This is a genomic window from Salmonella sp. SAL04214 (assembly GCF_046550615.1).
In the GTDB taxonomy this organism is placed as follows: Bacteria; Pseudomonadota; Gammaproteobacteria; order Enterobacterales; family Enterobacteriaceae; genus Salmonella; species Salmonella enterica.
This window is the reverse complement of the sequence record NZ_JBGDXT010000013.1, coordinates 124,840-151,042: the sequence shown is the minus strand read 5'-3', so window position 1 is coordinate 151,042 and position 26,203 is coordinate 124,840. Positions and strand designations below refer to the sequence as shown.

Here is a 26,203-nt window from a genome sequence, read left to right as displayed (position 1 = left end):
GTGATTAATCTGTTCTTATTGGACAGAAAAACAGCACCCCCTGACAAACGATATAATTTGCCATTCACATGATGTAAATTGAATCAACTATGTGATTTCCATCTAATATTGCTTTTATTTTGCGATATGGTTCATTTTGCTTCATCTATGTGCGGATTTTTTCAGCGTGTTTTTTTACACTTCGGGAAATTAAAAGATGACTGAGGTTGCCATGGAACCCCTTCGCGATACCCGAAACCGCTTACTCAACGGCTGGCAGTTATCCAAACTCTATACTTTTGAAGTCGCGGCCAGACACCAGTCCTTTGCTCTGGCGGCAGATGAGCTGTCGTTAAGCCCAAGTGCGGTAAGCCATCGTATCAATCAACTGGAAGCCGAGTTGGGAATCCAGCTATTTGTCCGCTCTCACCGTAAAGTGGAGCTTACCCATGAAGGCAAACGAGTATTCTGGGCGCTGAAATCGTCGCTGGATACGTTGAATCAGGAAATCCTCGATATCAAAAATCAGGAACTGTCCGGCACGTTGACCGTGTATTCCCGTCCCTCTATCGCCCAGTGCTGGCTGGTGCCTGCGCTGGGGGACTTTACCCGTCGCTATCCGTCAATTTCTCTCACTATGCTGACCGGCAACGATAACGTTAACCTACAGCGTGCCGGCATTGACCTGGCTATCTATTTTGACGATGCGCCGTCGGCGCAGCTCACGCACCATTTTTTAATGGATGAGGCGATTTTGCCCGTTTGCAGCCCGGATTATGCCCGTCGTTTCGCCTTGCAGGACAACCTGAATAACCTGCGGCACTGTACGCTCTTACACGACAGACAAGCGTGGAGTAACGATTCGGGCACCGATGAGTGGCACAGTTGGGCGCAGCATTTTGCGGTAAATTTGCCGGATTCATCCGGCATTGGCTTCGATCGTTCTGATTTAGCGGTGATTGCCGCGATGAACCACATTGGCGTGGCGATGGGGCGTAAACGGCTGGTGCAAAAGCGTCTCGACAGCGGAGAACTGATTGCGCCTTTTGGTGACATGAGGCTGAAATGTCATCAGCATTATTATGTCACCACTCTGCCTGGCAGGCAGTGGCCGAAAATCGAGGCATTTATTCGCTGGTTGCAGGAACAGGTGTGAAGATTTATTACGCTTTGTCGCTACACCTGCCGGGAGTGAATATGCTAAATACGTGCTATCACCGTGGTAAAAATTTTAGGGGGCGTCGTGTTTAAACCGCTTATTGCCTCTCTCATGCTGACCAGCGCGGTCGTCTATGCGAAACCGATGCCTTTGACGGCGGCGCGCTATGCGCAGCAGCTTGGCGTTGGGATGGATGTTGACTGGGCGCGAACGGAACGGGGTATCCGCGAGTTTGATCCGCTGGTCGTGCGGGATTTTAAGGCAAAAGGGTTAACGCATGTCCGTATCCGTGTGGCAGGCGCGCCGACGGAAGCGCGCCTCATCCATTTGCGTAAGCTGGTAGAAGCCTGCGAATACTATGGCGTCATACCCATTATTGCCTATCAGGCGGATGCGTATAAAACCGATCCCAGCGCCAGCCATGAAAAGGAGCTGATCAACTGGTGGAGCGTGGTCGCGCGCTATTTTGGTCAGACATCCCCGCTTCTGGGGTTCGATCTCATTTATGAGCCTGCCGACAAACTCAATCATAATATGGCGTCGCTGAATCGCGTATATGACAAAACCATCCGCCTGATTCACGCCATTGACCCACAGCGGATGATTTTCGTTGCCCCCCGCATGCGCGCCGCGCCGGAGGATTTGTCGGCGCTTAAACTGCCAGCGCAAAGCCAGAACTATGTACTGGCGGAGTGGCACATCTTCCCGTGGGGACCCCTGAAAAGCGGCGGTAAATATCCGTGGACGTCAGGCACGGCGGCGGAAAAAGCGGCGATTCGGGCACGGATTAATGCCGCGGTTCGCTGGCAGCATAAGACCGGCCATGCAAGCTGGGTGGGCGGATGGGCGCCGGGAGAGTCGATAAAAATCACGCCGGTCGCTTCACAGTTCGCGTTTGCCCGTTTTATGGCCTGCGAGCTGAAAAAAGCGCATATTCCGTATGCGATAAACGCGGACACTCAGTTTTATGACGGCGAAGAAGGAGCGTGGCGTCCGGCGCAGGAGCCCCTGCTCAATGCGATGATCGCGCCGGAATGTGAAACGCCCGGCAAAAAGCCGGGCGAGGGAAATGTTAAACCGTCTGTCCCTGATGCGATATCCGTGACGCCAGCGGCAGCCAGCACGCCAGGATCAGCAACCCCATAAGGGTCATCAACAGTCCCAGACTGCCCTGACCGGTTTGCGGCAGCATTGCCGAAAGCCACGCCAGTACGCCGGAACCAATATTTTGCAGCCCGCCGACCAGCGCGCCAGCGGTGCCTGCGAGGAACGGAAACGGCTCCATCGCGCCGCTGGTGGCTAGGGGAAATAACATCCCGGCGCCGAAGAAAAACAGCGCAGCGGGGATGAGTAGCGTCCAGACGTTCATCACGCCAAACCAGCCGGGAATCCACATCATAAGGCCTGCAAGCAGACAGCAAATAACTGACTGCCACATCAGGGTTGAGAAGCGTTTATTCGGGCGTCCGGCAAACCAGGCGCCGAAGAACGCCGCCGGAATCGGCAGAATAAACAGAATGCTTACCACCATACTACTGAGACCTAATACTGCCCCCATCAGCACGCCGGAACAGGCTTCAAAGACCGCAATGCCAGCCAGCCCGCCGATTAGCATCAGCAGGTAACAGTTAAATGCGCCGTTGCCAAACAGCGTTTTATAGCTGGCGATCAGCCGTGTGCGCGGCGCGCCGGCGGGGCGGGTTTCCGGCATCCAGCGCGCCATGCTGAAGGTGACGCCAGCGCAAAGCACCAGCAGGAAAGCGTAACACGCGCGCCAGTTCCACAGGGTGTCCAGCAGACCGCCAATCAGCGGCGCTAACAGCGGGCTGACCAGAATCCCCATATTTAACAGGCTATTGGCGTGACGAAGTTGCGTTCCTTCATACAGATCGCGCGGGAGCGTTCTCGCCATTACTCCGCCAACGCCGGTTCCCATCCCTTGCATGGCGCTGGCGGCAATCAACACCGTCAAACTATGCGTGGTCATGGCGAACAGAGTCGCTACCATAAAAATAGACATGCCGACGAGGATTACCGGGCGGCGCCCAACCCGGTCGGAAAGCGGGCCGTAAAACAGTTGCGAGACGCCGTAGGTCAGGAGGTAAGCAGCCATTACGCTCTGGACGGCGCCTTCCCGGACGTTTAGCGCTTGTGCCATATCGGCGATGGCGGGAATATAAATGGTTTGCGCCATCTGCCCTACGGCCACCAGTAACACCAACATCAACAACAAATTGACGTTTCTCTGCCTTTTCATTTCGCTGATTACTTTTCAAAAAAAGAAAAAATAAGAATAACTTGCTGCGCATTCCCATAAATGCGAGAGGAATCTATCACACCAGCAAAAGAAGGCCAGACAGCGACCAGTAATGGCAGGCGAAGGAACGGCAGGATATGTAAACAAAAGCGGCAACAAATGTTGCCGAGAATGTGTTACGTCTGCGGCTGTCATTGGGCGATCATGACAGACGGAGTAAAATCGCCCCGAGGGCAATCCCGCCAGCCGCCACCAGACGTAGCCCGGCCACTTTCTCTTTAAGCAACAGCCAGGCTATCAGCGCGCCGAATAAAATCGACGTCTCACGCAGCGCGGCGACCACCGCCAGCGGCGCCTGGGTCATGGCCCATAGCGCCAGCCCATAAGATCCCATAGTGCCAATCCCGCCAAAAATGCCTTTTTTCCACTGTTGCGCCAGATAACGCGACGCTTCCCGCCGCCGCGCAATCATCGCCCAGGTTAACAGGCAGGCGCCGTTGAGAAAAAATGACCATAGCGTATAGCCCAGCGCCGTTTCGGAGAGTCTTACGCCGGTCCCGTCCACCAGCGTATATCCGGCAATAAAACAGGCGTTAGTTAATGCCAGCACGACACCACGTTGAGAGCTGGCGCGGCCATTACAGGCCATCCCAAGTATCGCCATGCAGATCACTGCGATGCCGACCCAGGCCATCGACGACAGGCTGTCGCCAAGAAACAGAACGCTAATGAGCGCCACCAGCAGCGGCGCGGTGCCGCGCATAAGAGGATAGGTCTGGCTCATGTCCGAGACCTGATAGGTTTTCGCCACCAGGACGGTATACACCACCTGGAGCGCGGTAGAGGCCGCTAAAAAAGGGATACTGGCGTGAGCTGGCTGCGGCGAGAAGGGCAAAAGGATCAATGCCATGACCGCCGCGGAACCGCTGACGCCGATCGCGGCGTAGAGCTTATCGTTTCCCGCTTTGACAATGGCGTTCCAGCTGGCATGTAGCAGCGCGGCGAACAGCAAAATGCAGAAAACGGAAAGGGTCATAGCGTCAGGCGTCGTTGAGGGTGTCATAAAAACGTAACATACCCGGGAAGCGAAAGACCAGCGGATAAGGTGAAAGGGGAGCGGTTGCCCGCTCCCCTTCGGTGCGGCTTGAATCTGAATTACTTAAGGTATTTCAGAACAGCATCAAGCAGTTGCAGTGCTGCAACAATGAGTTTCAGGATAAGAATGGTGATATCCACTACGCTCATACGCGTCTCCTGTGGTTAAGGAGCACTGCCAGCCGACGTACCTTTCCGCTGCCTGTTGCCAGCTGTTGCGCACGCGATCCCTTTTGCGAGGAATAGTGTGCGTGTTGACATAACGCAGTGTGCTCACGAGGGGGTTAAGGCGCTGACGGCACCACCCGTTTCAGCCAGGACTTCGTTGCGCCGGTTTACGATGCGGCCCCCGCATAACACATTGTGTCAAAGACATTATAGTTAAGTACTGTATAAATTAACAGTAATTTATAGACAGAACGGAGCTTCTGATCCATACTCAAATTCATCAAAATTCGCGCCGAAATTGCGCGTTCTGCACAGAACGCGTATACTTCTGCTGTTGACATAACACAGTGTGCTTCGCGGCTACCACCCGCATTACGCTGTAAGAACCTCGCTTCGGCGAGGTTTTTTGTTTTCCGGCATTGTGAAACGCGTGATCATCAATCCCGGCGATTACCGGAGGGCGCTACGCTTATCACGCCTATACTCAAAGCGTGTAAATTCGTAGAAAAATGTGATCGCTGACGCATTTTTGTGCAGATGAAAATTTTTCCGTTGTCATGCTGAAAGCGCTGTGCTTGTATAAAACGTGTTAATAACAAACAGACAAGGCCCCTAATGAACCCTTCCATGCTGAACGCGACCCTACTAACAACTGCGCCATCTCGCGCAGTGGTCGTCGTGCGTGTGGTGGTGGTCGTCGGCAATGCGCCGTAGGGTCCGGAACACACACGATTCCAAAACCCCGCCGGCGCAAACCGGGCGGGGTTTTTTGTTTAAGACACCTTCCCGGAACGTCGGCTCAGAATAAAAGGAATGGAGCATGGCAAGTTCGGGCACAACATCTACACCTCAGCGCTTTACGGGCGCGGAATTTATAGTTCATTTTCTGGAGCGCCAGGGGATTCGTATCGTCACCGGCATTCCCGGCGGTTCGATCCTCCCCGTTTACGACGCGTTAAGCCAAAGCACGCAAATCCGTCATATTCTGGCGCGCCATGAACAAGGCGCGGGGTTTATTGCGCAGGGGATGGCGCGAACGGAGGGTAAACCTGCTGTTTGTATGGCCTGTAGCGGACCGGGCGCGACCAATCTGGTCACGGCTATTGCCGATGCGCGCCTGGATTCCATTCCGTTAATCTGCATTACCGGGCAGGTTCCGGCGTCCATGATCGGTACTGACGCGTTTCAGGAAGTGGATACCTACGGTATCTCTATCCCCATCACCAAGCACAACTATCTGGTCAGAAATATCAACGAGCTGCCTCAGGTGATGAGCGATGCTTTTCGTCTGGCGCAGTCGGGACGTCCCGGCCCGGTGTGGATAGACGTTCCTAAAGATGTGCAGACGGCGACAATTGAGCTGGATGCGTTGCCGTCGCCGGCGGAAAAATCACCCCCGCCGGAGTTTAGCGCGGAGAGTATCCGCGAGGCCGCCGCAATGATTAACGCGGCGAAGCGTCCGGTGCTGTATCTGGGCGGCGGCGTGATCAATGCGCCGACACGCGTGCGCGAACTGGCGGAAAAAGCGCAACTGCCGACGACAATGACCTTAATGGCGCTGGGAATGCTGCCTAAGGCGCATCCGCTGTCGTTAGGAATGCTGGGGATGCACGGCGCGCGCAGTACCAATTTTATTCTGCAAGAGGCCGATTTACTGATTGTCCTGGGCGCGCGTTTTGATGACCGGGCGATTGGCAAAACGGAGCAGTTTTGTCCGAACGCCAAAATCATCCATGTGGATATCGATCGCGCCGAGTTAGGCAAAATTAAGCAGCCGCATGTGGCTATTCAGGCGGATGTCGATGATGTACTGGCACAGTTAATTCCCCATATCGAGGCACAGCCGCGGGAAGCATGGCATCAGTTGGTGGCGGACTTGCAGCAAGAATTCCCTTGCAGTATTCCCCAGGAAAATAACCCGCTTAGTCACTATGGGCTGATTAATGCGGTCGCCGCCTGTGTGGACGACAACGCGATTATTACCACTGACGTAGGTCAGCATCAGATGTGGACCGCGCAGGCTTATCCGCTCAACCGTCCGCGTCAGTGGCTGACTTCCGGCGGGCTGGGCACCATGGGGTTTGGTCTGCCCGCGGCGATTGGCGCGGCGCTGGCGAATCCGGGCAACAAGGTGCTGTGTTTTTCCGGCGACGGTAGTTTGATGATGAATATTCAGGAGATGGCTACCGCCAGTGAAAACCAGTTGGATGTGAAAATTATCCTGATGAATAACGACGCGCTGGGACTGGTACATCAGCAACAGAGTCTGTTCTATAAACAGGGCGTTTTTGCGGCAACCTATCCGGGAAGCATCAACTTTATGCAGATTGCCGCCGGGTTTGGTCTGGACACCTGTGATTTGAATAACGAAGCCGATCCGCAGGCGGCGTTGCAGGCTATCATTCGTCGTCCTGGACCGGCGTTGATCCATGTGCGCATTGATGCAGAAGAAAAAGTATATCCGATGGTGCCGCCGGGCGCGGCAAATACAGAGATGGTAGGGGAATAAGCCATGCAGAAACAATCACATGATAACGTTATTCTGGAGCTGACCGTTCGCAACCATCCTGGCGTGATGACCCACGTCTGCGGGCTGTTCGCCCGACGCGCTTTCAACGTTGAGGGTATTCTCTGTTTACCGATTCAGGGTAGCGATCAGAGCCGCATCTGGCTTCTGGTCAATGACGATCAGCGGCTTGAACAGATGATCAGTCAGATCGATAAACTGGAAGACGTGGCGAAGGTGGTACGAAACCAGTCCGATCCCACCATGTTCAATAAAATTGCCGTCTTTTTTGAGTAAGTTATTCACTTTCCGAATCAGGCGTGATGACTTTGACGGAACCATTCCGACAGTGAACGGCATAATCTGTCGGTAATGGGCGATCGCTAATCAGGACATCAAAGGCAGAAAGCGGACCAATGCTGGCAGGCGCGACCTCATCAAACAGGGCGTGACGCGCCAGCAAAATTTTGCGCAGACCGCGCTCCATCGCTTTACGTTTGGCGGCAAGATCATCCGGATTAAACCAGCTCACGCCAAAATGTTCATGTACGCCGCTGGCGGAAATAAACACTTTGCGCGGATTGAGCGAATCCAGCGCCGAAGGATTATTGGCATCATAAAAGGCATCGCTCTTGGCCCGATAGGTGCCGCCGCACAGAATCGCCGTGGCATTAGGCTTTTCATTCAGCGCGATAAATACCCGATGCGAGTAGCAAATCCCGGTAAAGGTAATATCATCCGGTATCATGCTGATAACTAATGGCATTTCCGGACCGTTATCAAAAAAAACCAAATCGTTTTCACGCACCAGGCCGGCGGCCAGGATCGCAACGGGAAGGTCGTCCCGATGATGCGTTTTTTTCGCCGGCAGCGGCATATTGGTTGAAGACGTAGGCTTATTTACCATGACGATATAGCCGCCGAGCAGCGTCAGCGGTAAAGGGTCATCATCCTGGCTGAGATCGCGGCGAATGGTCATCACCGAAACTTCCAGCATCCGCGCGGCGTCTTTCAGATGGATTCGATCGGTCTTTTTCAGTAACTCCATCAAGCGTCGGATACGTTCTTTTTGCTTGGTCTCCATTCACCCTCTCCGCAAATCATGTTGTTATGTTCCATCAGTAACATTTATGTGTTTCTGAGAACATTACAGTGTGGCACTACTATACGTCTGGCCGTCAGGAAATAAAAGTGGGTTTATTCGCGTTTTATAACAATAAATAGTTAATTTTCAGTAAATTGTAACCCTAAAAATGATTTGATGCGCGTATGTTCCGCCAGGGATTGTTCACGCAGTAAATGGCAAAATGATCCTCTAATCGCGATCATAGTCACAAATGATACGGAAGTAACATGATAATGTTATTTTAATATCATTGTCGTGTGACGATTTCTGAGAGGGAGTAAAATGGATATCGCGGTTATTGGCTCTAACATGGTGGACCTTATCACCTACACCAACCAGATGCCCAAAGAAGGGGAAACTCTGGAAGCGCCGGCGTTTAAAATCGGCTGCGGCGGAAAAGGGGCGAACCAGGCCGTGGCGGCCGCTAAGCTCAATTCAAAAGTATTGATGTTGACCAAAGTGGGCGACGATATTTTTGCCGACAACACCATTCGTAATCTCGAATCCTGGGGGATCAATACGACGTATGTAGAAAAAGTACCGTGTACCAGCAGCGGCGTAGCGCCGATTTTCGTCAACGCCAACTCCAGCAACAGCATTCTGATCATCAAAGGCGCTAACAAGTTTCTCTCGCCGGAAGATATCGATCGCGCGGCGGAAGATTTAAAAAAATGCCAGCTTATTGTTCTGCAACTGGAAGTTCAGCTGGAAACGGTTTATCACGCAATAGAATTTGGCAAGAAACACGGGATTGAAGTGTTATTAAACCCTGCGCCAGCATTACGGGAATTAGATATGTCTTATGCCTGTAAATGCGATTTCTTTGTACCCAATGAAACCGAGCTGGAAATATTAACCGGTATGCCAGTGGATACCTATGACCATATCCGCGCAGCGGCACGTTCGCTGGTAGATAAAGGGCTGAACAATATTATCGTCACCATGGGTGAGAAAGGCGCGCTGTGGATGACGCGTGACCAGGAAGTCCATGTTCCGGCGTTTAGAGTGAACGCTGTCGATACCAGCGGCGCGGGCGATGCCTTTATCGGCTGTTTCGCGCATTACTACGTCCAGAGCGGGGATGTGGAAGCCGCCATGAAAAAAGCCGTCCTCTTTGCCGCTTTCAGCGTCACCGGGAAAGGCACCCAATCCTCTTATCCAAGCATTGAGCAATTTAATGAGTATCTTTCGTTGAACGAATAACAATCACCCTGCACTGTTAAAGGTAGCACTATGAACGATAAAAACATCGTTCAGATGCCCGACGGGTATCTGAATAAGACACCTCTGTTCCAGTTTATTTTGTTATCCTGTTTATTCCCATTATGGGGATGCGCAGCCGCGTTAAATGATATTCTGATTACGCAATTTAAAAGTGTATTTTCGCTGAGCAACTTTGCTTCGGCATTAGTACAAAGCGCCTTTTATGGCGGTTATTTTTTAATTGCTATTCCGGCCTCGCTGGTCATTAAAAAAACCAGTTATAAAGTGGCGATACTTATCGGCCTGACGCTATACATTGTCGGCTGTACGCTCTTTTTTCCGGCGTCGCACATGGCGACCTACACCATGTTCCTCGCGGCGATTTTCGCCATTGCGATTGGCCTGAGTTTCCTGGAAACGGCGGCGAATACCTACAGTTCGATGATCGGGCCGAAAGCCTACGCCACGCTGCGGCTGAATATCAGCCAGACCTTTTATCCGATCGGCGCGGCGGCAGGCATTTTATTGGGTAAATATCTGGTCTTTTCCGAAGGGGAAAGCCTGGAAAAACAGATGGCGGGCATGAATGCCGAGCAAGTCCACAACTTCAAGGTGTTGATGCTGGAAAACACTCTGGAACCCTATAAGTACATGATTATGGTTCTGGTAGTGGTGATGGTACTGTTCCTGCTGACGCGTTTCCCGACCTGTAAAGTCGCGCAAACCGCGAGTCATAAACGCCCCTCGGCGCTGGATACGTTACGCTATCTCGCCAGCAACGCCCGCTTCCGTCGCGGTATTGTGGCGCAGTTCCTGTATGTGGGAATGCAGGTGGCGGTCTGGTCGTTCACTATCCGTCTGGCGCTGGAGTTAGGCGATATCAATGAGCGCGATGCCTCAACCTTTATGGTCTACAGCTTCGCCTGCTTTTTTATCGGCAAGTTTATCGCCAACATTCTGATGACACGCTTTAACCCGGAAAAAGTCCTGATCCTTTACTCTGTGATCGGCGCGCTGTTCCTGGCCTACGTGGCGCTGGCGCCCAGCTTTAGCGCGGTATACGTGGCGGTGCTGGTCAGTGTTCTGTTTGGCCCCTGCTGGGCGACCATTTATGCCGGAACGCTCGATACCGTCGATAACGAGCATACCGAAATGGCGGGGGCGGTCATCGTGATGGCGATTGTCGGCGCGGCGGTGGTTCCCGCGATTCAGGGCTACGTGGCGGACATGTTCCACTCGCTACAGCTCTCATTCCTGGTTTCCATGCTGTGCTTTGTTTACGTTGGCGTTTACTTCTGGCGCGAAAGCAAAGTGCGCGGCAACCTGGCTGAAGTCGCCGCGTCCTGAGGAGATCGACAATGACAACACGTATTACATTATGGCGGGAGCTTTTTAGCGAGCAGCCGCGTATCTTGCTGGAAAATGATGATTTTACGGTTACGGCGTTTCGTTACGCCAGCGGCGTGGAAGGACTGAAAATACAAAACAGCCGCGGTCATCTGGTGATTCTGCCCTGGATGGGGCAGATGATTTGGGACGCGCAGTTTGACGGTCATGATCTGACTATGCGCAACATGTTCCGCCAGCCGAAGCCGGCTGCGGAAGTGGTGGCAACGTATGGTTGCTTTGCTTTCCATTCCGGACTATTGGCGAATGGCTGCCCGTCGCCGGAAGATACACATCCGCTGCACGGCGAGATGCCCTGCGCTGCCATGGACGACGCCTGGCTGGAGTTAGAGGGCGACAGTCTGCGCGTGACCGGGCGCTACGAGTATGTGATGGGGTTCGGTCATCATTATCAGGCGCAACCTGCGGTGGTAATGCGTAAAGCAAGCGCGCTGTTTGATATTCAGATGACAGTGACTAACCAGGCTTCAGTCGCCATGCCGCTACAGTACATGTGCCACATGAACTATGCCTATGTGCCGAACGCCACGTTCCGTCAGAATATCCCGGATACCGCGCTGAAGCTACGCGAGTCGGTGCCGGCGCATGTCAAACCCACGGAGCAGTGGCTGGCGTTTAATCAACGACTTTTGCAGGGTGAAGCCTCGCTGGCAACGCTCAACGAGCCTGGCTTTTACGACCCGGAAATCGTGTTCTTCGCCGATGAACTGGACAGATACACGGATACCCCGGAATTCAGTATGATCGCCCCGGATGGCACCACGTTCGTGACACGTTTCGCCAGCGCGGAGCTAAATTACGTGACCCGCTGGATTCTTTATAACGGCGATCAGCAGGTTGCCGCCTTTGCCCTGCCCGCGACCTGTCGGCCTGAAGGTTTTCTCGCGGCGCAGCGAAATGGAACCTTGCTTCAACTGGAACCGCAGCAAACCCGGACGTTCACCGTCACGACAGGCATTGTCTGACCGCTCAAGGCTTGAACAGCCGCGCGCTTATCGTTAAGGTAAGCGCGTTTTTTTTATCCATCAGGACAGAACCCATGATCACCGTTGCCCTTATCGACGACCACCTTATCGTCCGCTCCGGCTTTGCACAGCTACTGGGGCTGGAACCTGATTTGCAGGTGGTCGCCGAATTTGGTTCCGGGCGCGAAGCGTTGGCAGGCTTACCGGGGCGCGGCGTACAGGTATGTATCTGCGATATCTCGATGCCGGATATTTCCGGACTGGAGCTGCTAAGCCAACTGCCAAAAGGGATGGCGACGATCATGCTCTCGGTTCACGATAGCCCGGCGCTGGTGGAACAGGCGTTGAACGCCGGCGCGCGCGGTTTCCTCTCTAAACGCTGTAGTCCGGATGAACTGATCGCCGCGGTGCATACGGTGGCGACGGGCGGCTGCTATTTGACCCCCGATATTGCCGTGAAACTGGCGGCGGGTCGGCAAGATCCGCTGACCAAACGCGAGCGTCAGGTGGCGGAAAAACTCGCCCAGGGTATGGCGGTAAAAGAGATTGCCGCCGAGCTGGGGCTGTCGCCAAAAACGGTGCATGTCCATCGCGCGAATCTGCTGGAAAAATTAGGCGTCAGCAATGACGTTGAACTGGCGCATCGCATGTTTGACGGTTGGTAATGAACACCTTTTTTTCCCGTTTAATCACCGTTGTTGCCTGCTTTTTTATCTTCTCCGCCGCGTGGTTCTGCCTGTGGAGTATCAGCCTGCATCTGGTAGAGCGCCCGGAGCTGGCGGCGCTGCTCTTTCCCTTCGGCCTGCGCCTGGGACTTATGCTGCAATGTCCGCGCGGATACTGGCCAGTATTGCTGGGCGCGGAGTGGCTGCTGGTGTACTGGTTAGCGCAGGAAGTTGCGCTGGCCCATCTGCCGCTTTTGATGATCGGTGGTGTGTTGACGCTACTGCCCGTGGCGCTGACTTCGCGTTACCGCCATCAGCGCGACTGGCGCACGTTATTGCTTCAGGGCGCGGCCCTCACCGCCGCGGCGCTACTGCAATCCCTGCCCTGGCTGGGGCAGGGGGAAGCAGCATGGAACGCGCTACTGCTGACCCTCACGGGTGGTCTGACGCTGGCCCCCATCTGCCTGGTTTTCTGGCACTATCTCACCAGCACTACCTGGCTGCCGCTGGGACCATCGCTGGTATCGCAGCCGGTAAACTGGCGCGGGCGGCATCTGATCTGGTATCTGCTGCTGTTTATCGTCAGTCTGTGGCTGCAACTGGGTTTACCTGCTGAACTTTCGCGCTTCACGCCGTTCTGCCTGGCGTTACCGATTATCGCGCTCGCCTGGCATTATGGCTGGCAGGGCGCGCTCATTGCCACGCTGATGAATGCTATCGCGCTGATCGCCAGTCAGACCTGGCACGATCATCCCGTCGATTTATTACTTTCGCTGTTGGCGCAAAGCCTGACCGGGCTACTGCTTGGCGCGGGCATTCAGCGCCTGCGCGAGCTGAACCAGTCGCTGCAAAAGGAGCTGGCGCGCAACCATCGGCTGGCGGAGCGTCTTCTGGAGACCGAAGAGAGCGTGCGGCGCGATGTTGCGCGTGAGCTGCACGATGACATCGGGCAGACCATCACCGCGATTCGAACCCAGGCGGGCATTGTGCAACGACTGGCGGCGGATAACGGCGGCGTGAAGCAGAGCGGGCAACTTATCGAGCAGCTTTCGCTGGGCGTGTATGACGCGGTGCGTCGCCTGCTGGGGCGCTTGCGCCCGCGCCAGCTAGACGACTTAACGCTGGCGCAGGCCATCCGTTCGCTGCTGCGCGAAATGGAGCTGGAAAGCCGCGGTATTGTCAGTCACCTCGACTGGCGAATTGACGAAACGGCGCTGAGTGAAAGTCAGCGCGTGACGCTGTTTCGCGTCTGTCAGGAAGGGCTGAATAACATCGTAAAACATGCCAATGCCAGCGCGGTGACGCTCCAGGGCTGGCAGCAGGATGAGCGGCTGATCCTGGTGATTGAGGATGACGGCAGCGGCCTGCCGCCGGGCTCTCACCAGCAGGGCTTCGGACTGACCGGAATGCGCGAACGCGTGTCGGCGCTCGGCGGGACGCTAACCATCTCTTGTACCCACGGTACGCGGGTGAGCGTCTCGTTGCCCCAGCGTTACGTTTAAGGAAGGATAATGCTTTCGTTTTTAAAAGCCCCGGCCAACGCGCCGCTCATCACCGATAAGCACGAGGTTGACGCCCGCTATCGCTACTGGCGGCGGCATATCCTGATCACCATTTGGTTGGGTTACGCGCTGTTCTATTTCACCCGTAAAAGCTTTAACGCCGCCGCGCCGGAAATCCTTGCCAGCGGCATTCTGACCCGCAGCGATATCGGCCTGCTGGCGACGCTGTTTTACATCACCTACGGGGTGTCGAAATTTGTCTCCGGCATCGTTAGCGATCGCTCTAACGCTCGCTATTTTATGGGCATCGGGCTGATTGCGACCGGCGTAGTGAATATTCTGTTCGGCTTCTCGACCTCGCTGTGGGCCTTTGCTCTGCTATGGGCGCTGAACGCCTTTTTCCAGGGGTTTGGATCGCCGGTTTGCGCCCGTTTGCTGACCGCCTGGTACTCGCGTACCGAGCGCGGCGGCTGGTGGGCGTTATGGAACACCGCGCACAATGTCGGCGGGGCGCTGATCCCTCTCGTTATGGCCGCTGTCGCCCTGCATTATGGCTGGCGCGTCGGAATGATGGTGGCCGGATTGCTTGCCATCGGGGTGGGCATGGTCCTCTGCTGGCGGCTGCGCGACCGTCCGCAGGCGATTGGTTTACCGCCGGTAGGCGACTGGCGGCACGATGCGCTGGAGGTAGCCCAACAGCAAGAGGGTGCGGGGCTAAGCCGCAAAGAAATCCTCGCTAAATATGTGCTGTTGAATCCCTATATCTGGCTGCTTTCGCTGTGTTATGTCTTAGTGTATGTGGTGCGCGCGGCGATCAACGACTGGGGCAACCTGTATATGTCCGAGACGCTGGGCGTGGATTTGGTCACAGCCAACACGGCAGTATCGATGTTTGAGCTGGGGGGATTTATCGGCGCGCTGGTGGCGGGCTGGGGCTCGGACAAACTCTTCAACGGTAACCGCGGACCGATGAATTTAATCTTCGCCGCCGGGATTCTGCTCTCTGTGGGTTCGCTGTGGCTGATGCCATTCGCCAGCTACGTGATGCAGGCGGCCTGTTTCTTCACCACCGGTTTCTTTGTCTTCGGCCCGCAGATGCTCATTGGCATGGCGGCGGCGGAGTGCTCTCATAAAGAGGCGGCGGGCGCGGCCACCGGCTTTGTCGGCCTGTTCGCCTATCTCGGCGCGTCGCTTTCCGGCTGGCCGTTAGCGAAAGTGCTGGAGATCTGGCACTGGACCGGTTTTTTTGCGGTTATCGCCATCGCGGCGGGGATCTCCGCGCTATTGCTGCTGCCATTTCTGAACGCTCAGGCCCCGCGCGAGACCCACGAAGCGTGATGCACCTCACCTTTTTGCGCTGAATGGGGCAAAACTAAGAAATTTTCCCGGTTTTGCCTGGACGCTGTCGCAGGCCCCTTTTCCTGTGGATTTTTACAATGCCTGCCATTCGCAGGTATAAAAATTAGCTCAGGAGTAATCCATGCTGGCCTTCTTAAACCAGGTGCGCAAGCCGACCCTGGATCTGCCGCTCGATGTGCGGCGTAAAATGTGGTTCAAGCCGTTCATGCAGTCCTATCTGGTGGTTTTTATCGGCTACCTGACCATGTACCTGATCCGCAAAAACTTTAACATCGCGCAGAACGACATGATCTCAACCTACGGGTTGAGCATGACCGAGCTGGGGATGATTGGCCTGGGCTTCTCGATCACCTACGGCGTGGGGAAAACGCTGGTTTCCTACTACGCTGACGGTAAAAATACCAAGCAGTTTCTACCGTTTATGTTGATCCTCTCCGCTATCTGTATGCTCGGCTTCAGCGCCAGCATGGGCGCGGGGTCAACCAGTCTGTTTCTGATGATCGCTTTCTATGCCCTGAGCGGTTTCTTCCAGAGTACCGGCGGATCGTGCAGCTACTCGACCATCACCAAATGGACTCCGCGTCGTAAACGCGGCACCTTTCTCGGCTTCTGGAATATCTCCCACAACCTCGGCGGCGCGGGCGCGGCAGGCGTGGCGCTGTTCGGCGCCAACTACCTGTTCGACGGTCACGTCATCGGCATGTTTATCTTCCCGTCGATTATCGCGCTGATTGTTGGCTTTATCGGTCTGCGTTTTGGCAGCGACTCCCCGGAGTCTTACGGTCTGGGTAAAGCTGAAGAACTGTTCGGCGAAGAGATCAGCGAAGAGGACAAAGAGACTGAAGAAAACGAAATGACCAAGTGGCAGATCTTTGTTGAATATGTGTTGAAAAACAAAGTGATCTGGCTGCTGTGCTTCTCCAATATCTTCCTGTATGTGGTGCGTATTGGTATCGACCAGTGGTCAACCGTCTACGCCTTCCAGGAACTGAAACTTTCTAAAGAGGTGGCGATTCAGGGCTTTACCTTGTTTGAAGTGGGCGCGCTGGTCGGCACGTTGCTGTGGGGCTGGCTCTCTGACCTGGCGAACGGTCGTCGTGCGCTGGTAGCCTGTGTGGCGCTGGCGTTAATCATCGCCACCCTCGGCGTCTACCAGCACGCCAGCAACCAGTATGTCTATCTGGCCTCGCTGTTCGCGCTCGGTTTCCTGGTGTTTGGGCCGCAGCTATTAATTGGCGTGGCGGCAGTCGGTTTCGTACCGAAAAAAGCCATCGGCGCTGCGGACGGTATCAAAGGAACCTTCGCTTATCTTATCGGCGATAGCTTTGCCAAGCTGGGTCTGGGCATGATTGCCGACGGCACACCTATTTTTGGTCTGACCGGCTGGGCGGGCACCTTCGCCGCGCTGGACGCCGCCGCGATCGGCTGTATCTGCCTGATGGCGATGGTCGCCGTGATGGAAGAGCGCAAAATCCGCCGTGAGAAAAAAATTCAGCAAGTCAATATCGCTTAAATGTGTGCATTTGGTAACGTTTTGCCCGGCTTAACGCCGGGCTTTTTTATGCCTTGCGTTCGTCAGACAGGACATCCGGCGTCTGGCGTAAATGAAGACAGGCGTTAATAAATCACATCCTGACAGGCCAGAACGTCGACAGTTATAAATTTACCGTTATGATGGGCATCCTGTTTGGTGACGGATGTGCGCATGATTTGGTTGATTCTGGCCACGTTTGTGGTGGTGTTTATTGTGGGGTTTCGGGTACTGACATCGGATACCCGCCGGGCGATTCGCCGCCTGAGCGAACGTCTGAATATTGATGTAGTGCCGATAGAATCGATGATTGATCAGATGGGTAAAACGGCGGGCGGTGAATTTTTACAGTATCTGCATCGCCCTGATGAGTCGCATTTGCAAAATGCCGCTCAGGTGTTACTGATCTGGCAAATGGTGATTGTCGATGGCGGCGATCAGAATTTGCAACGGTGGCATCGGTTGCTGCAAAAAGCGCGTTTAGCCGCGCCGATCACCGATACGCAGGTACGGCTGGCGCTGGGCTTTTTGCGCGAAATGGAACCTGATATGCAGGAGATCAACGCGTTTCAACTGCGCTATAACGCCTTTTTTCAGCCGGAAGAGGGTGTCCACTGGCTGCATTGATACTCTTCACTATCTCGTTAACAAAAGACGAGATGAATGAGGCTGGCAAGGGCGGCGAGCCACGATTAACGGCCGGATGGCGCTGCGCTTATCCGGCCTGGAGACGCGATTCATCGTTAGCCAAATAAAGCGTAGCCGCCATCGTATTTGCTAAGGGTGAACCACAGAAGTAACGCACCGAATAACCGCTAACGACGCCAAAACATCAGAGACTTATAGCTCATCATTTTCGTGACATATATCACGGAAATGTGATCTTGTTTTGAACACTAAAACTGTGACTCCTTGCCATACCTCCTGTCTCAAAATTTCTTATCATAAACTCGAAGTTGTACATGATTGTCTATAGACAACTCTAAATGTTTAGGTGCGCACCATGAAAACATTGTAGTGGCACACTGAATTTGCCCACCCCCAGACATCCGACTTAGTCTTAACAGACCATCGGTAAAACCCTCATACCAGCACCTTTAGCCCGTGTTTTTGGACAACATTAAGTAGTTTCAGTGACATCCCGCTGGGACGCTTGGCGCCGCTTTCCCACTTTTGAACCGTTGATACGCTGGTATTCAGGTACCGAGCGAAAACCGACTGGCTAACGTTGAGTTCTTCTCGTAACGCTTTTATTTCAAGTGGCTGCAGGTCTTTGATGCTGCTTAAGCAGGCCGTGTCAAAACTGCGCATTGTCTCCTGGGGAATGGCATCCACGCTAAATAATCCAGATGCCGCGCTATGAATCGCTTCAAAGGCAGGGCTTTTGAATTTAGTTTTTGCTGACATAGCGCACCTCTACCAGTTCTTTGTTATTAATGAGTGCCGTTATCTGATCTTCGGTCAGGCAAGCATAGTGTTTTGCTAACTCACGGAAACCCGCGAGTTCGCGATAGCTAATGTTGGCCATATCCTGTTTGGCATACAGGAAGGTGTAAAACCAATGCTCGCCTCCCTTTGCCAACACGATTGCGCGATCGCGATTTTGATTGAGACGTTTTTTATAAACTCCGCCGCCAAGATTATCTGCTTTTCCTTGCAGTACGGCGTTGATGGCCTCGCTTAACTCGTCATCTTTTATCGTGTGGGACTTCGCTTCTCTGTTAAACCACCTGGTTTTGAAGATTCGCATCAGGTTGACATCCTGTAATCTAAAGTATAGCACTAGGTGATACACTATGTCTTACCTTTTGGTTTTGCACGCAACGAGAGAAGATAATTCTCAACGCTCGACCAGCCTCGCAAAATGCAGCGCAACAATGTCAGTTGCTAAAACGTTAATCAGATCACATTTTGTAATGTTACACTGCATGAATTTTCCGCACTAAAACGACGCAGGTAACCACAATGAATGAAAATATCGCAGAAAAATTCCGCGCTGATGGGGTTGCCAGGCCTAACTGGTCAGCCGTTTTTGCCGTGGCGTTTTGTGTCGCCTGCCTGATTACCGTTGAGTTTTTGCCCGTTAGTCTGTTGACGCCGATGGCGCAGGATCTGGGGATCTCCGAGGGCGTCGCCGGTCAGTCGGTCACCGTTACGGCGTTTGTCGCGATGTTTTCCAGCCTGTTCATTACCCAGATTATTCAGGCGACCGACAGGCGTTATATCGTTATTCTGTTCGCCGTTTTGCTGACGGCTTCTTGTCTGATGGTCTCCTTTGCCAACAGCTTTACGCTGCTGTTGCTGGGCCGCGCCTGTCTTGGGTTGGCGCTGGGCGGATTCTGGGCGATGTCGGCGTCGCTGACCATGCGACTGGTTCCCGCGCGTACCGTGCCGAAAGCGCTGTCGGTGATTTTTGGCGCGGTTTCCATCGCGTTAGTGATCGCCGCGCCGCTGGGCAGTTTTTTGGGCGGTATTATTGGCTGGCGTAATGTCTTTAACGCCGCTGCGGTGATGGGCGTACTGTGCGTCATCTGGGTGGTGAAATCACTGCCGTCGCTGCCGGGCGAACCTTCTCACCAGAAACAGAATATGTTTAGCCTGTTGCAACGCCCTGGCGTGATGGCCGGGATGATCGCCATCTTTATGTCTTTTGCCGGGCAGTTCGCTTTCTTTACCTATATTCGCCCGGTCTATATGAATCTGGCGGGCTTTGACGTTGATGGTCTGACGCTGGTGTTGCTCAGTTTTGGTATTGCCAGCTTCGTTGGCACTTCTTTCTCATCTTATGTCCTGAAACGTTCGGTAAAACTGGCGCTGGCCGGTGCGCCGCTGCTACTGGCGCTGAGCGCGCTGACGCTCATTGTGTGGGGAGGCGACAAAACCGTGGCGGCGGTCATAGCGATTATCTGGGGGCTGGCGTTTGCGCTGGTGCCGGTGGGATGGTCAACGTGGATCACTCGTTCCCTTGCCGATCAGGCGGAAAAAGCCGGTTCCATCCAGGTCGCGGTGATTCAACTGGCAAATACCTGTGGCGCGGCGGTGGGCGGTTATGCGCTCGACAATTTCGGGCTGCTTTCGCCGCTGGCGCTTTCCGGCGGTCTGATGCTGTTGACGGCGTTAGTCGTGGCGGCGAAAGTCCGTATTACGCCAATGAGTTGATATTGCTGCCATTTGTAGACCGGATACGACGTTAGTCGTTATCCGGCAATAATAAACGCTTAATCAAAACCGTTATGCTCTGCGGTGGCGGCAAACCATTCTCCGCTTTTTTTCACCGTGCGCGTTTGGGTGGCTAAATCCAGTTGTACAAAACCATAGCGATTTTTATAGCCGTTCAGCCATGACCAGTTATCGATAAAGGTCCACATGTGGTAGCCAAGACAGTGACAGCCCTCGCTAATGCCTTTATGCAGCCATTTAAGATGCTCAGAGATAAAGTCAATCCGGTAATCATCGTGAATCTGTCCCGCTTGCACAAAACGCTGCTCGTTCTCAACGCCCATCCCGTTTTCGGAGATAAAACAGCGCGGATTGCCGTAATTATCCCGCAGGTTGGTAATGATGTCGTAAATTCCTGGCGCGTAAATTTCCCAGCCGCGGTAAGGGTTCATCTTGCGCCCCGGCATGTCGTAATAGTCAAATAACCACTCCGGCATAAACGGCGCTTGCGGATTCACCGCTGTATCACGGCATTTCACGCGGCGCGGCTGATAATAGTTAATCCCCAGTAAATCGATTTTGCCGTCGGCAATAAGCTGACGGTCGCCTGGCTGACAGGCAGGCAGCTGGTCATAGGTTTTCAGCAGCGCCACCAGATCCGCCGGGTATTCTCCCTTTAATACCGGGTCAAGAAAACTGCGGTTGAATAACAGATCCGCATGGTGCGCGGCTTGCACATCGGCGGGATGCTGCGAGCGTGGGTAGGACGGCGTCAGATTCAGTACTATGCCGATTTCACCGTCGTAGCGCCCGGCGCGCCAGGCGCGCACGGCGGTCGAGTGCGCCAGCACGGTATGGTACGCCACGGTGGCCGCCCGTTTAAAATCCACCACATTGGGATAGTGGAAGTCGTACAAATAGCCGCCTTCCACCGGCACAATCGGCTCATTAAAGGTAAACCAGTGCTTCACGCGGTCGCCAAATAAGGTAAAACACGTTTGCGCGTACCGACCAAACGCCTCTACGACGTCGCGATTTTCCCAGCCGCCTTTCTCCTGCATGACCATCGGCATATCAAAATGGAACAGCGTAATAAACGGCGTGATGCCCTGCGCCAGTAGCTCGTCGATGACGTGATTGTAGAAGCTCACCGCTTGTGGATTCACCTCGCCTACGCCGTCTGGAATGAGCCGCGCCCAGCTTAGCGAGGTGCGAAAACTGTTATGTTTTAACTGTTTCAGTAGCGCGATGTCTTGCTTCCAGTGGCGATAGAACGTTGAGGTTTCCGCTGGACCGATGCCCTGATGAAAACGACCCGGCTGGCGCTCGAACCACACATCCCACGTGGTCTGGCTTTTACCGCCATTCATACTATCCCCTTCGGTTTGCAACGCTGAGCAGGCGCTGCCCCACCAGAAGTTATCGGGAAAACGGTATCGCATTGTCGTACTCCTTGATCGCGTAAATTCGCTCCAGAATACGCGGTTTTAGCGAACAGAAACCGGTTACAGTCCGCATTTTCGCGACCAAAAAGCGGAAAAGGTGTGCTACATCTCCGGGCATTCCACCTTACCGAGAGCCTGCCAGTAGTTATGCTGATTGTTGCGCTCTGTCGCGATCATCGCCTCCCGAATATGCTGCTGGTTCCCCTCGCTCGCCATGATTTTTTTCTCCCAGGCTTCATCGGTTAGCGTGCCTTTGGGCGTACACATTTTGCGCAAATCCTTTAAAATCGTATTTTTTTCATGCACCGACTGGAGTGAGCTAAACGGAGAGTCGGCATACGTGACGCCCGGTAGCGCGACAAGTGTGGCAATAAGCAGAAGCGTTTTTCGTTTCATAAACGGTATCCTTATCGGTTTGCACTTTTTCAAGAGTAAGTGTAGACCGTGCGACGTTCACTCATCGGGGCGTGCTATCCGTTGGCGTTGAAGTCAGGCAAAAGTGGGAAGGCGGTTTCTCGCTGCGCCTTCACTTTCTTGCGTGGCAGAATAGTGTATGTTCTGACTACTCTTTTATTTCGTAAGCGGTAGTGTAATGAGACGTATTGAGATCGTACTGGGAGAGCTGGAACGGCTGACGCGCGGGCTATGTCTTGCCGATTTGGCGCAGGAGACGGCGTTTACGGCGGAGGCGATAGGTTTCAATCTTGGGCTGGCGCGTAACTCCGTCAGCAAAGATCTCAATCAGTTATGGAATGACGGCCTGGCAATCAAAAGCCGTGGCCGCCCGGTCTATTTTCTGCATCGCCAGGCGCTGGAAACGTTGCTGGGACGACAGCTGGAAGAGTCTGAACGCGAGGTGCGGTCGGTGGCGGATGTGCTGCCGCATGAAGAGCATTACGCGCCCGACGATCCGTTTACCAGCCTGATTGGTTACGATCGCAGCCTGCGCGATGCGGTAGAAAAAGGCCGTGCGGCGGTGCTCTATCCGCACGGTTTACACGTTCTGCTTACCGGGCCGTCCGGCGTCGGTAAAACCTTTTTTGCGGAACTGATGCACCGTTTCGCCTGTGAACAGGCGAGCGGCGCTATCCCGCCGCTGGTCTACTTTAACTGCGCGGAATACGCCCATAACCCGGAACTGCTCTCCTCGCATCTGTTTGGTCATCGGCAGGGGGCGTTTACCGGCGCGAATGAACATAAAACAGGCCTCGTGGAGCAGGCGGACGGTGGTTATCTGCTGCTGGACGAGGTGCACCGTCTGTCTTATGAAGGGCAGGAAAAGCTGTTCTCTATTCTGGATAAAGGCGAGTACCGTCCGCTTGGCGTGAGCAGCCAGCCGCGATCAATTTCGGTACGCCTGATTTGCGCCACTACCGAGCCGGTCGGGTCGGCGCTGTTACGTACTTTCCAGCGGCGTATTCAGGTATGCATTGATTTGCCGGGCATTCGCCAGCGCTCCGTTGAAGAACAGATCGAACTGATCGTGGGGTTCTTACAGCGGGAAAGCCGCAAAATAGAACGTACGGTCAGCATTGATAAACCGTTGTTGCTCTGGTTGCTGAATAAATCCCTGGAAGGCAATATCGGCCAGCTAAAAAGCGATATTCAGTTTCTTTGCGCTCAGGCGTGGGCATCGGGAATGACCGAGCATAACGACACGCTACAGCTGGATAAGCGGCTGGCGGAGATGTCGGTTAACCCAACGCCGGAACAGCGTCTATTGGTGGATACTCTGTTTGACGGTAAAGCGCGGCTAAATATAGACGCGCGCACGCTGCCCGCATTGAAGACGTCGCTGGCGACCGGGGCGGAAATTGAAGAGAGCGACCTCTTTTACAGCTTCCTGACGCGCGAGTATGTTAATTTGCGCAACAGTAACGTCCCCCCGGCGGAGACGCTGGCGATCCTGAAAAATAAACTCAGCTCGATTTTTGAATACGGTCTCTACAGCCGCGACAGCGTGGCGCATCCGCCGCGCTATGGCGACCAGATTGAAGAGCGCGTGACGCTGCTGATTGGCTGCGTAGAGCAGGTGTTGGGATTTTCGCTGCCGGAAAATCTGGTTAACCCACTGCGTAAACACTTCCTGGCGCTGATAGGCTACGTGCAGCGCGGCCTGATCCCGCAGCTTTACTCTTCCAGTTTGATCCTGGATCGCTGCAAAGACGAATATGACAACGCCACGCTGCTGTGTCGGAAAATCAACGAACTGCTGCATATTCAGTGTCCGGCGACGGAAGTGGTCTGGCTATGCCTGTTCCTGAAAGAGTGCCGCCATTATCGTCAGCGCATCGATGCCAGCCCCGACTGCGGGGTTATTTTGATCGCCCACGGCGCGACCACCGCCACCAGCCAGGCGCAATATGTCAACCGCGTGCTGGAGCGCGAGCTGTTCAGCGCCATCGACATGCCGTTTGAACAGTCGGTGCATGACACGCTGGAAACGCTGACCCAAATGATTCAAACCCGCCAATATCGGCGGCTTATCCTGTTGGTGGACATCGGTTCATTGATCCATTTCGGCAGTACGATCAGTAAGTTATTCCAGATAGATGTTTTGCTCATGCCGAACATCACGCTGACCAGTCTGCTGGAAGTCGGGCTGGATTTAAGCTATGAAACCAGCGACTTACCACAGTTGACGGCGCTCCTGCAGAGTAAAAATATCCCCTGCCAGCTTTGTACGCCGCAGCAGGAGAACGGCGGCAAAGTGCTGGTCATCTCCTGTATTACCGGCATGGGAACGGCGGAAAAAATCAAAAAGGTGCTGGAGGAGAGCTTTGGCGAACTGATGTCGCAGGACACCAGGATGGTGATCCTTGATTATAACGAGGTACGTAGTCTGGAGCGCGTTCAGCAGGCATTGAATGCCAGCGAGCGGCTGGCGGGGATTGTCGGCACTTTCCAGCCAGGGCTGCCGGATATTCCGTTTATTTCGCTGGAAGAGCTTTTCTCCGAACAAGGGCCGGAACTGGTGTTGAGCCTGTTAACGCCCGATCTGTCCAACGCTGAACGCCGCCTGGAGATGGAGCGCAGCGCCATGCGCTTTATCAGCGCGCTAACGATGGAGAGCATCATCAACCATATTTCCGTGCTTAACCCGCAGCGTATTCTGAAAGAGATGGAGGGCGTTTTTAACCATCTGACGTCTTCGCTTTCCCTGAAACCAAGCCGCCAGGTGACACTGCGCTTCCTGATCCACTGCTGCTGTATGGTAGAGCGTATTGTGATTAACCGTAAACCGTTACAGATGGCGCTGGAAAGTCAGCCGAATCTGGACGCGCGCGCGTTTAGTGTCATCAAATCCGCTTTTCTGCCGATCGAAGACGCCTACGCCATCCGTTTATCGGATGCGGAATATTTTTATATCTACGAACTGCTCTATAGCTAATCCTTTTACTGGCGGGGCTTAGCGCCTCGCCAGACCTTTCTTCTTCCTCACGTGACACAAATTCTGGCACAACCTTTGCTCTTCTGATGATGCGTTATGCCGGATAGCGGCGTAAACGCCTTATCCGGCCTACCGGGAGCGTCCTGTAGGCCCGGTAAGCGCAGTGCCACCGGGCAATATATGCCGGTGTTCTCATGTAATTGCGCCAGGAGGCCATTATTTTGACTACCACACAACCGTTGCCCCACATCCTGCTGCTGACGCATGGCGGCTGGGGACAACCGCTTTGCAACAGCCTGCGTATGGTCACGGGCGAAATTAAAGGCGTGACGGAAATCGCGCTAATGCCTGTCGATACGCTGGGCGAGTTTTATCAACGCGTCGAGGCCGTGGTGAAAACGCTGCCGGAAGGCTCGCTGATCCTGACGGATTTTGTCGGCGGCACGACGTCCAACGTCGCGGCGCGGCTAAGCGCCGATTATCCGGTGGCAGTGATTGCCGGACTGAATGCGTCGCTACTGCTGGAGGCGCTGGACAGGCGCGAACAAGGGATGCTAACCGCCTGCGTGGATGAGTTAGTTGAGGCCGGGCGCAGTAGCTGCCTGGATGTGGTCGCCCATGTACGTCAGCTACAACAATCACTCTAAGGAAAACATCATGGCCAATATCGTTTTATGCCGCATCGACAGCCGTCTCATTCATGGGCAGGTTGTCACGAAGTGGGTTGGACAATCTCAGGCGAACCGGATAGCCGTTGTGAGTGATGAACTGGATGCCGATCCGTTTATGAAAAATATCTACCTGATGGCGGCGCCGCCAAATATCAAAGTGGATTGCTTCGGCAACCAGAGTTTTGCCGCTGCATGGAAAGAAAATCAGCTTGGCGACGGTAACGTGCTGGTGCTTTTTCCCTCACTGGCGGCGGTGCAGGACGCCATACAACTGGGCTTTGACGTCACCCGCATTCAGGTTGGCGGTCTCGGCGGCGGGCCAAACCGCAAGGCGGTTTTTCAGAATATTACGCTGGATGAAAAAGACGTCGGCATTCTTAACGACCTGAAAAACCGTGGCGTTCAGGTATTTTTCCAGACCATTCCGGAAGATAAGCCGCAGCCGCTCGACGATATCCTGAAAAAATTCTAACCCTTTAATAGACACAAAATCATTCTGGATGCATCGAGGCGGCAACTGAGTGAATCCCCTGGAGCTTACTAAAGTAAGTGACTGGGGTGAGCGAAGGCAGCCAACAAAGAGGCAGCCTGAAGGATGAAGTGTATAGGATAACA

At 54.1% G+C, this 26,203-nt stretch carries 25 protein-coding genes and 1 pseudogene; 17 read left to right on the top strand and 9 right to left on the bottom strand.

Features of this window, described 5'->3' with window-relative positions; all coding sequences use genetic code 11:
* Positions 1-211 precede the first annotated feature (211 nt).
* Together dsdC and ACLJQD_RS19920 are read left to right on the top strand one after the other, a co-directional pair.
* A complete protein-coding gene (gene dsdC / locus ACLJQD_RS19925) occupies positions 212-1,135 on the top strand; it encodes a DNA-binding transcriptional regulator DsdC (RefSeq protein ID WP_001541637.1) in 924 nt (307 codons plus the stop codon).
* Between the two features lie 63 nt (positions 1,136-1,198).
* Positions 1,199-2,284 carry a cellulase family glycosylhydrolase gene (locus ACLJQD_RS19920; RefSeq protein ID WP_017442039.1) on the top strand — a complete coding sequence of 362 codons (1,086 nt, stop codon included), beginning with the start codon at positions 1,199-1,201 and terminating at the stop codon, positions 2,282-2,284.
* On the opposite strand, the gene emrD is transcribed toward ACLJQD_RS19920, so the two are convergent.
* From emrD to ACLJQD_RS19900, 4 genes and pseudogenes are all read right to left on the bottom strand, one after another.
* Entirely contained in the window at positions 2,211-3,395 is a 1,185-nt protein-coding gene (gene emrD, locus ACLJQD_RS19915; RefSeq protein ID WP_000828737.1) for a multidrug efflux MFS transporter EmrD, read from the bottom strand. The two genes, ACLJQD_RS19920 and emrD, sit on opposite strands and share 74 nt — an antisense overlap.
* Positions 3,396-3,597: 202 nt before the next feature.
* Positions 3,598-4,458 (bottom strand): DMT family transporter, encoded by an 861-nt coding sequence (locus ACLJQD_RS19910; protein ID WP_001531658.1) that lies wholly within the window; start codon positions 4,456-4,458, stop codon positions 3,598-3,600.
* 92 nt (positions 4,459-4,550) lie between these two features.
* Positions 4,551-4,640, bottom strand: a complete 90-nt coding sequence (gene tisB, locus ACLJQD_RS19905) for a type I toxin-antitoxin system toxin TisB (RefSeq protein ID WP_000117642.1) — start codon at positions 4,638-4,640, stop codon at positions 4,551-4,553.
* Positions 4,637-4,751 (bottom strand): annotated as a pseudogene (locus ACLJQD_RS19900) (hypothetical protein). The gene tisB and the pseudogene ACLJQD_RS19900 overlap by 4 nt, the downstream one beginning before the upstream one ends.
* 522 nt (positions 4,752-5,273) lie before the next feature.
* On the opposite strand from ACLJQD_RS19900, the gene ivbL reads away from it, so the two are divergent.
* From ivbL to ilvN, 3 genes are all read left to right on the top strand, one after another.
* Positions 5,274-5,372, top strand: coding sequence for an ilvB operon leader peptide IvbL (ivbL, locus tag ACLJQD_RS19895; RefSeq protein WP_001541152.1), 99 nt, complete (start codon positions 5,274-5,276; stop codon positions 5,370-5,372).
* A 106-nt stretch (positions 5,373-5,478) separates the two neighbouring features.
* Complete coding sequence (gene ilvB / locus ACLJQD_RS19890) at positions 5,479-7,167, top strand: acetolactate synthase large subunit (protein ID WP_000168439.1); 1,689 nt, start codon at positions 5,479-5,481, stop codon at positions 7,165-7,167.
* A gap of 3 nt (positions 7,168-7,170) precedes the next feature.
* Positions 7,171-7,461, top strand: a complete 291-nt coding sequence (gene ilvN, locus ACLJQD_RS19885; protein ID WP_001171826.1) for an acetolactate synthase small subunit — start codon at positions 7,171-7,173, stop codon at positions 7,459-7,461.
* 1 nt (position 7,462) lies between these two features.
* Here the strand turns inward: ilvN and ACLJQD_RS19880 are convergent, their stop codons facing one another.
* Positions 7,463-8,248 (bottom strand): DeoR family transcriptional regulator, encoded by a 786-nt coding sequence (locus ACLJQD_RS19880; RefSeq protein ID WP_000448642.1) that lies wholly within the window; start codon positions 8,246-8,248, stop codon positions 7,463-7,465.
* 324 nt (positions 8,249-8,572) lie between these two features.
* Between ACLJQD_RS19880 and rbsK the strand changes: the two genes are divergently transcribed.
* From rbsK to ACLJQD_RS19840, 8 genes are all read left to right on the top strand, one after another.
* Entirely contained in the window at positions 8,573-9,493 is a 921-nt protein-coding gene (gene rbsK / locus ACLJQD_RS19875) for a ribokinase (RefSeq protein ID WP_000350272.1), read from the top strand.
* Positions 9,494-9,523: 30 nt separating this feature from the next.
* The gene (fucP, locus tag ACLJQD_RS19870) at positions 9,524-10,840 is read left to right on the top strand and encodes an L-fucose:H+ symporter permease (protein WP_000998359.1); all 1,317 of its coding nucleotides are present in this window, start codon (positions 9,524-9,526) and stop codon (positions 10,838-10,840) included.
* Between the two features lie 11 nt (positions 10,841-10,851).
* Positions 10,852-11,865, top strand: a complete 1,014-nt coding sequence (locus ACLJQD_RS19865) for an aldose 1-epimerase family protein (protein ID WP_017442038.1) — start codon at positions 10,852-10,854, stop codon at positions 11,863-11,865.
* A 74-nt stretch (positions 11,866-11,939) separates the two neighbouring features.
* Positions 11,940-12,530 (top strand): transcriptional regulator UhpA, encoded by a 591-nt coding sequence (gene uhpA / locus ACLJQD_RS19860; protein ID WP_000633672.1) that lies wholly within the window; start codon positions 11,940-11,942, stop codon positions 12,528-12,530.
* A complete protein-coding gene (gene uhpB, locus ACLJQD_RS19855; protein WP_017442037.1) occupies positions 12,530-14,032 on the top strand; it encodes a signal transduction histidine-protein kinase/phosphatase UhpB in 1,503 nt (500 codons plus the stop codon). Before uhpA ends, uhpB begins: the two co-directional genes overlap by 1 nt.
* A gap of 9 nt (positions 14,033-14,041) precedes the next feature.
* On the top strand, positions 14,042-15,370 hold the full coding sequence (locus tag ACLJQD_RS19850) for an MFS transporter (protein WP_000948173.1): 1,329 nt from the start codon (positions 14,042-14,044) through the stop codon (positions 15,368-15,370).
* 142 nt (positions 15,371-15,512) lie between these two features.
* On the top strand, positions 15,513-16,904 hold the full coding sequence (gene uhpT, locus ACLJQD_RS19845) for a hexose-6-phosphate:phosphate antiporter (protein ID WP_000879180.1): 1,392 nt from the start codon (positions 15,513-15,515) through the stop codon (positions 16,902-16,904).
* A gap of 192 nt (positions 16,905-17,096) precedes the next feature.
* Positions 17,097-17,549, top strand: coding sequence for a DUF1198 domain-containing protein (locus ACLJQD_RS19840; RefSeq protein ID WP_001519640.1), 453 nt, complete (start codon positions 17,097-17,099; stop codon positions 17,547-17,549).
* 456 nt (positions 17,550-18,005) lie between these two features.
* Here ACLJQD_RS19840 and ACLJQD_RS19835 read toward each other — a convergent pair whose 3' ends face one another.
* Together ACLJQD_RS19835 and ACLJQD_RS19830 are read right to left on the bottom strand one after the other, a co-directional pair.
* Complete coding sequence (locus tag ACLJQD_RS19835) at positions 18,006-18,329, bottom strand: helix-turn-helix domain-containing protein (protein ID WP_001274842.1); 324 nt, start codon at positions 18,327-18,329, stop codon at positions 18,006-18,008.
* Positions 18,313-18,672 (bottom strand): type II toxin-antitoxin system RelE/ParE family toxin, encoded by a 360-nt coding sequence (locus tag ACLJQD_RS19830; protein WP_017442035.1) that lies wholly within the window; start codon positions 18,670-18,672, stop codon positions 18,313-18,315. Before ACLJQD_RS19830 ends, ACLJQD_RS19835 begins: the two co-directional genes overlap by 17 nt.
* Before the next feature lie 215 nt (positions 18,673-18,887).
* Here ACLJQD_RS19830 and nepI point away from each other — a divergent pair, with 215 nt between their 5' ends.
* Positions 18,888-20,081, top strand: coding sequence for a purine ribonucleoside efflux pump NepI (gene nepI, locus ACLJQD_RS19825; protein WP_001004796.1), 1,194 nt, complete (start codon positions 18,888-18,890; stop codon positions 20,079-20,081).
* A 59-nt stretch (positions 20,082-20,140) separates the two neighbouring features.
* On the opposite strand, the gene ACLJQD_RS19820 is transcribed toward nepI, so the two are convergent.
* A complete protein-coding gene (locus tag ACLJQD_RS19820) occupies positions 20,141-21,523 on the bottom strand; it encodes a glycoside hydrolase family 1 protein (RefSeq protein ID WP_017442034.1) in 1,383 nt (460 codons plus the stop codon).
* Between the two features lie 105 nt (positions 21,524-21,628).
* A complete protein-coding gene (locus ACLJQD_RS19815; RefSeq protein WP_017442033.1) occupies positions 21,629-21,922 on the bottom strand; it encodes a YicS family protein in 294 nt (97 codons plus the stop codon).
* A 196-nt stretch (positions 21,923-22,118) separates the two neighbouring features.
* On the opposite strand from ACLJQD_RS19815, the gene dagR reads away from it, so the two are divergent.
* The 3 genes from dagR to ACLJQD_RS19800 all read left to right on the top strand — a co-directional run bounded on the left by dagR (position 22,119) and on the right by ACLJQD_RS19800 (position 26,060).
* The gene (gene dagR / locus ACLJQD_RS19810) at positions 22,119-24,917 is read left to right on the top strand and encodes a transcriptional regulator DagR (RefSeq protein WP_017442032.1); all 2,799 of its coding nucleotides are present in this window, start codon (positions 22,119-22,121) and stop codon (positions 24,915-24,917) included.
* Between the two features lie 221 nt (positions 24,918-25,138).
* Positions 25,139-25,564: a PTS sugar transporter subunit IIA gene (locus tag ACLJQD_RS19805; RefSeq protein WP_000214106.1), complete on the top strand. Its 426-nt coding sequence runs from the start codon at positions 25,139-25,141 to the stop codon at positions 25,562-25,564.
* Positions 25,565-25,574: 10 nt separating this feature from the next.
* Complete coding sequence (locus ACLJQD_RS19800; RefSeq protein WP_001284295.1) at positions 25,575-26,060, top strand: PTS system mannose/fructose/N-acetylgalactosamine-transporter subunit IIB; 486 nt, start codon at positions 25,575-25,577, stop codon at positions 26,058-26,060.
* The last annotated feature ends 143 nt before the right edge of the window (positions 26,061-26,203 follow it).